A 5,728-nucleotide genomic window follows, 5' to 3' on the forward strand; every position below is an offset into this window, starting at 1 on the left:
CGCCGCGCCGCCGCCGGCGATGGCCCGCAGACTCCCGCCGGGCGGCCCGGACGGCGCGGCGGGACCCGCCCCGCCCTGCGTCCCCTGCTCCGTCAGCCGCCGCACCAGGTCGCCCGGCGTCGGCAGATCCGCGGCATGGGCCAGGCGGATCAGCACCATCTCGGCCGCGGCGCGTCGGTCCACGCCGTCCTGCGCCACTTCCTGCACGCCCTTCAGCAGCATCTGCCAGGCGCGCGCCAGCACCGGGATGGACAGCTTGTCCGCCAGCGCTGCGCCGCGCACGCGCTCATCCTCGGTCAGCGACACGTCCTTGCGCAGGTCCGGGATGGTCCGCAGGCGAGAGAGCAGGTGCGTCAGCGCCAGCAGGTCGGACAGCATCACGCCGGGGTCGGTGCCGCGCGCATGCGCCTGCCCGGAAAGCTCCAGCGCCTGGGCGGTGTCGCCGGCCATCAGCGCCTCCATCAGCGTGATGGCCAGGGCGCGGTCGGCGAGACCCAGCATCTCCCGCACGCTCTCCGCGGTCACGCTGCCGCCGCCCGCCAGCGCGATCGCCTGGTCGAGGATGGAGAGCCCGTCGCGCACCGAGCCGTCCGCGGCGCGCGCCACCATCGCCAGCGCCTCGGGCTCGGCCGCCACCTGCTCGTCGGTGCAGATGCGCGCGAAATGGGCGCGCAGCACCTCCTGCGACACGCGGCGCAGGTGGAAGGTCTGGCAGCGCGAGAGGATGGTGGCCGGCACCTTGCGCAGCTCGGTCGTCGCCAGCATGAACTTCACGTCCGGCGGCGGCTCCTCCAGCGTCTTGAGCAGCGCGTTGAAGGCAGCGGACGAGAGCATGTGCACCTCGTCCAGGATGATGACCTTGAAGCGCCCCTGGGCCGGGCGGAAGCGCAGCCTTTCGCGAAGCTCCCGCACATCGTCCACGGAGTTGGAGCTGGCGGCGTCCAGCTCCTGCACGTCGGGGTGGCGGTCGGCCAGGATGGCGCGGCATTCGGCGCAGGTGCCGCAGGGATCGGGCGTCGGTCCGCCCTTGCCGTCCACGCCGATGCAATTCAGGGCGCGCGCGATGATGCGGGCCGTCGTCGTCTTGCCCACGCCGCGCACGCCGGTGAGCATGAAGGCGTGGTGCACGCGGCCCTGCGCGAAGGCGTTGCGCAGCGTGCGCACCAGCGCCTCCTGCCCGATCAGGTCGGCGAAGACGGTGGGGCGGTATTTGCGGGCGAGCACCCGGTAGGGGGCGGCCGGCGCAGGCTCGGACGGCGCGGGCTGCGGCGCGGCGGCCGGCTTCGGCGCCGGGTCGTCCCCGAACAGGCCGGGCCCTTCGGGCGGCGGCGGCTCCGGCAGGGCCTCTTCGGCCTCTGGCTCGGGCGGGAGCGGGTTGCCGAAGATGTCGCTGGCCATGCGCGCGGGGCTGTCCGGGTGGAAGCTGGGGGCCCGGATCGCGGGGCCGTGGCGAGAAGCGGGATGCGGTGGAAGGCCGGCGGGCGACCCGCGCGAGAACTCGTTACGGCTGCTTCCTTCCGGACCTGACCGGGTTGGCGAGGGGCACGTCCGTCGCCGACCTTCCGCCCTCAATATCGGGTCTCCGGCGTCCGGGGGCAATGGTGCGGTTGGCCAGTTGCCGACCCGGTCCGGACGCGATCGGCATGCGGCATGGCCCCGGCCACCTGCGGTTGCCCGGCAGGTTTCCGCGTGGCACATCACGCGGCGCATGCTGTCCATCCCCGCCAGCCGACCAAACGCCTATACGGGCAGCCCGCTCGACCGGGCCGCCGACCGGCGCGAGGATGCGGATTGGATCCACCAGTCGCTGGCCGATCCGGACACGCTGTTCGCCCCGGTCTGGCGCGCGAAGTCGCTGATGAAGGGCGTCGAGCAGGGCCGACCGGAAGCCGTGCTGCTGACCGCCGCCGCCGCCGAGGCGGTGCGCATGCAGGACGGGCCCTGGGCCTTCCTCGGCCTGTGGGAGAGGCGCCCGGTCTTCGCCGTCGATTGCTCCGCCGCTGAGGATCCGCTGCCGCTGTTGCCCGAGGGCATGGGCACCTTCGCCGACCTGCGCCAGGTGGCGGGCCTGCTGCCGCCGGGCGAGGCCAGCGTGCTGGCGCATGCGCGGGGCATGATGCACTGGCGCACCCGGCACCGCTTCTGCGGCGCCTGCGGCGCGCCCTGCACGCCGCGCAGCGCCGGCCACGCGATGGTCTGCACCGCCTGCAACGCGCAGCACTTCCCGCGCACCGATCCTGCCGTGATCATGCTGGTGGTCCGCGACGGGCGCTGCCTGCTGGGCCATTCGCACCGCTTCCCCAACGTGACGATGTATTCGACGCTCGCCGGCTTCGTGGAGCCCGGCGAAAGCCTGGAGGAGGCGGTGCGCCGCGAGGTGAAGGAGGAGACGAACGTCGAGGTCGGCGAGGTGCTCTACCACTCGTCGCAGCCCTGGCCCTTCCCCTCTTCCATCATGCTCGGCTTCCACGCCGAGGGCCTCTCGGACGAGATCCGCATCGACCCGGAGGAGCTGAAGGATGCCCGCTGGTTCACGCGGGACGAGCTGCGCAACCACGCGGCCCTTGGCTTCTCCCTGCCGCGCGTCGATTCCATCGCGCGCCGCCTGATCGAGGACTGGCTGGAGGCCGGGACGTGACACGCCGCCTGCCCCTCGCGCTGCTGCTGCCGGCGCTGCTGCTCGCCGCCTGCGGGTCGCGCGGCCCCGCACCGCGCACGGCCGCGGCGCAGGAGGATCCGGCGGTCGCGGAATGTCGCACCGAGTCGCGCAACTCGCCCGAGGTGCGGGAGCTGTTCCGCGAGGAGAACCCGGCCAACCAGACGCAGCACGCGCTCGTCGAGCAGCGCCGGACCGAGGCAGAGCGCCGTGCCTTCCGCGACTGCCTCCGCCGACGCGGCGTGATCCATGGCGGCGGCGTGGAGCAGGTGCGCCCGGCGCTGTTCTTCGGCCAGTAGCCGCCGGGTGGCGCGGCGAGATCAGTTCCCCTCGCGCTGCGCCAGCCGGTAGGGATGCGCGCGATAGGTGCCGAGGATCCGCAGGTCCGCCGAGAAGAAGCGCAGCTCCTCCAGCGCCCGGGCCAGGTGCGGCTCTTCCGGGTGGCCGTCCACGTCGGCCAGGAACTGCGTGGCGGTGAAGGCCCCGTTGACCATGTAGCTCTCGAGCTTGGTCATGTTCACGCCGTTGGTCGCGAAGCCGCCGAGCGCCTTGTAGAGGGCGGCGGGAATGTTGCGGACGCGGAAGACGAAGCTGGTCACCCATTCGCCCGGCCCGTAGGGCGGCGGCAGGGGCGTGCGCGACATGACGTAGAAGCGCGTGGTGTTGTGCGCCTCGTCCTCCACGTTGCGGCGCAGGATCTCCAGCCCGTAGACCTCCGCGGCCAGTGCGCTGGCTATGGCGGCGTCCTCCACCCCGCCACGCTCGGCGATCAGCGCCGCGGCGCCGGCAGTGTCGGCCTCGATCACCGCCTGCAGGTCCAGTTCCTTCAGCACCTTCAGCACCTGGCCCAGCGCCATCGGGTGGCTGTGCGCGCGCTTCAGGGTCGCGATGCTCGCCCCCTTCGGCGCCAGCAGGCAGTGCTCGACCCGTTCGAAATGCTCGCCGACCACGTGCAGGCCGGACTCCGGCAGCAGGCGGTGGATGTCCGGCACGCGGCCGGCCAGGGAGTTCTCGCAGGGCAGCATGGCCAGCGCGGCCCGGCCCTCCCGCACCGCCTGCATCGCTGCCTCGAAGGAGGGGGAGGGCAGCGTCGTCCAGCCGGGATAGGCGTGGCGGCAGGAGAGGTCGGAATAGGCGCCGGGCAGGCCCTGGAAAGCGATGGTCCGCTCGGCCTCCGGCGTGGTGGCGCTGCGCGCGGCGGGGCTGGGGCTGTCCATCGTCTTGTCCTGCAGATCGCATCCGCCGCGGGCGGCCGGGCGGCGCAAGGCGGCCGGGTTGTCGAGGCTCGGCGCCGCCTCTATGTTCCGCGCGGTTTTACGGCACGGCGAGAGGGGCGCAAGCCCGCCGGCACTCGCGCCCCGTGACGCCCGCGCGCCCAGCGGCGCGGCGGCGCGTCTGCGCGGCATGCGGGTTCGCCAGGCAGGGTCGCGCCCGGGAAGGCTCGCGGGGTTCGGGAAGGGTCGGTTCCGGGATGAGTCTGGAATTCAACAAGGCAGCCGCCGCGGTGCTCACCGCCGGAATCACCTTCATGGTGGCCGGCCTGGTCGGCGATTTCCTGGTCTCGCCGCCGCGGCTGCACCAGGCCGCGATCGCCACCGGGGCGCCGCCGCCTGCCCAGGCACCCGCAACCCCGGCGACACCCGCGCTCGAGCCGATCGGACCGCTGCTGGCCGCTGCGAACGTGGACAACGGCCGTTCGCTGTCGCAGCGGCTCTGCGCCTCCTGCCACAATTTCGCGCAGGGCGGCCCGAACGGCGTGGGCCCGAACCTGTACGACATCGTCGGTTCGCCGCATGCGCGCGTCGCCGGCTTCAACTACTCCGCGGCGAACCGTGCCCTGGCCGACAAGCCGTGGGACTACGAGGCGCTGAACGCCTTCCTGGCCCGCCCGGCCACGGCGATGCCGGGCACCCGCATGGCCTTCGCCGGCATCAACAGCGCCCAGCAGCGCGCCGACGTGATTGCCTTCCTGCGGTCGCTCTCGCCCAACCCGAAGCCGCTGCCCTGAGCCCCGGGACGGCGCTTCGCGGTCCTGCGTCGGCCTCGGATCGGTGCTGATCACGGGGGAACGGCTCGTCCTTCCGCGTCGAGGCCGCGGACGGGCACCGGGGGGCGACTGAGATGGCGCACGCGTCCGATTTCCTGGCGGTCGCCGAAGAGGCCGCGGATCTGGCCGGGCAGGTCATCCGGCCGCTGTTCCGCTCCGCCCTGCTGGTCGAGGCGAAGGGCGATGCCAGCCCCGTCACCGAGGCCGACCGCGCGGCGGAACGCGCCATCCGCGACCTGCTGGCGCAGCGCCTGCCTGCGCACGGCGTGATCGGCGAGGAATACGGCAACGCGCGGGCGGATGCCGACTGGGTCTGGGTGCTGGACCCGATCGACGGCACCCGCGCCTTCGTCACCGGCCGGCCGCTGTTCGGCACGCTGATCGGCCTGCTGCACCGCGGCATCCCCGTGCTGGGGCTGATCGACCAGCCGGTAACGGGCGAACGCTGGATCGGCATCGCCGGACAGGCCACGCGCTTCCGATCGCCGATCGGCGGCAGCGCGGGATGCCGCCCCTGCGCAAGCCTGGCGGAGGCCGAGCTGTCCTGCACCTCGCCCGACATGTTCGACGCCGCGACCGCGCCGCGCTTCGCCGCGGTGAAGGACGCGGCGCGGCGCACCACCTGGGGCGGCGACTGCATCGCCTATGGGCTGGTGGCGCTGGGTTTGGTGGATGTGGTGGTGGACGCCACGATGAAGCCCTGGGACTGGGCCGCCCTGGTGCCGGTGGTTGAGGGCGCGGGCGGCCGCTGCACCGACTGGGCCGGGCGTCCGCTGCGGCTGGATTCGGACGGGACCGTGCTGGCGGTCGGCGACCCCGCCCTGTTGCCGATGGTTTCCGGACTGCTCGCAGATTGACACCGCGGTTGTCCCGGCCGGGGGGAACCCCCAAACTGTGCGGCATGCGACGCCGCGACCTCCTTTCGCTCTCCGCCGCGCTCGGCCTCGCGCCGGCTGCGCTCGCCCCCCGGCCGCTCGGCGCCGCCACGCCCGCCGGTGGCTCCGCGGCGCCCGGCCAGGCGATCC

The 5,728-nt window shown here is 73.5% G+C and carries 6 protein-coding genes and 1 other RNA gene; 4 read left to right on the forward strand and 3 right to left on the reverse strand.

What is annotated here, in order from left to right:
• Together OZN99_RS23745 and ffs are read right to left on the reverse strand one after the other, a co-directional pair.
• Positions 1-1,398, reverse strand: a 1,398-nt coding sequence (locus OZN99_RS23745; protein ID WP_270937731.1) for a DNA polymerase III subunit gamma/tau, incomplete at its 3' end; no start/stop codon positions are given.
• Between the two features lie 67 nt (positions 1,399-1,465).
• An RNA gene (gene ffs / locus OZN99_RS23750) (signal recognition particle sRNA small type) lies at positions 1,466-1,564 on the reverse strand.
• 144 nt (positions 1,565-1,708) lie between these two features.
• On the opposite strand from ffs, the gene nudC reads away from it, so the two are divergent.
• Complete coding sequence (gene nudC / locus OZN99_RS23755; RefSeq protein ID WP_270937732.1) at positions 1,709-2,638, forward strand: NAD(+) diphosphatase; 930 nt, start codon at positions 1,709-1,711, stop codon at positions 2,636-2,638.
• Complete coding sequence (locus OZN99_RS23760; protein WP_270937733.1) at positions 2,635-2,955, forward strand: phosphoribosylamine--glycine ligase; 321 nt, start codon at positions 2,635-2,637, stop codon at positions 2,953-2,955. Before nudC ends, OZN99_RS23760 begins: the two co-directional genes overlap by 4 nt.
• Before the next feature lie 21 nt (positions 2,956-2,976).
• Here the strand turns inward: OZN99_RS23760 and OZN99_RS23765 are convergent, their stop codons facing one another.
• Positions 2,977-3,873, reverse strand: a complete 897-nt coding sequence (locus tag OZN99_RS23765) for a prephenate dehydratase (protein WP_270937734.1) — start codon at positions 3,871-3,873, stop codon at positions 2,977-2,979.
• Positions 3,874-4,127: 254 nt separating this feature from the next.
• Between OZN99_RS23765 and OZN99_RS23770 the strand changes: the two genes are divergently transcribed.
• A complete protein-coding gene (locus OZN99_RS23770) occupies positions 4,128-4,664 on the forward strand; it encodes a c-type cytochrome (RefSeq protein WP_270937735.1) in 537 nt (178 codons plus the stop codon).
• A gap of 113 nt (positions 4,665-4,777) precedes the next feature.
• Positions 4,778-5,560: a histidinol-phosphatase gene (hisN, locus tag OZN99_RS23775; protein ID WP_270937736.1), complete on the forward strand. Its 783-nt coding sequence runs from the start codon at positions 4,778-4,780 to the stop codon at positions 5,558-5,560.
• The last annotated feature ends 168 nt before the right edge of the window (positions 5,561-5,728 follow it).

The sequence above is a fragment of the Falsiroseomonas oryzae genome, from assembly GCF_027856955.1.
Classification (GTDB): Bacteria; Pseudomonadota; Alphaproteobacteria; order Acetobacterales; family Acetobacteraceae; genus Falsiroseomonas; species Falsiroseomonas oryzae.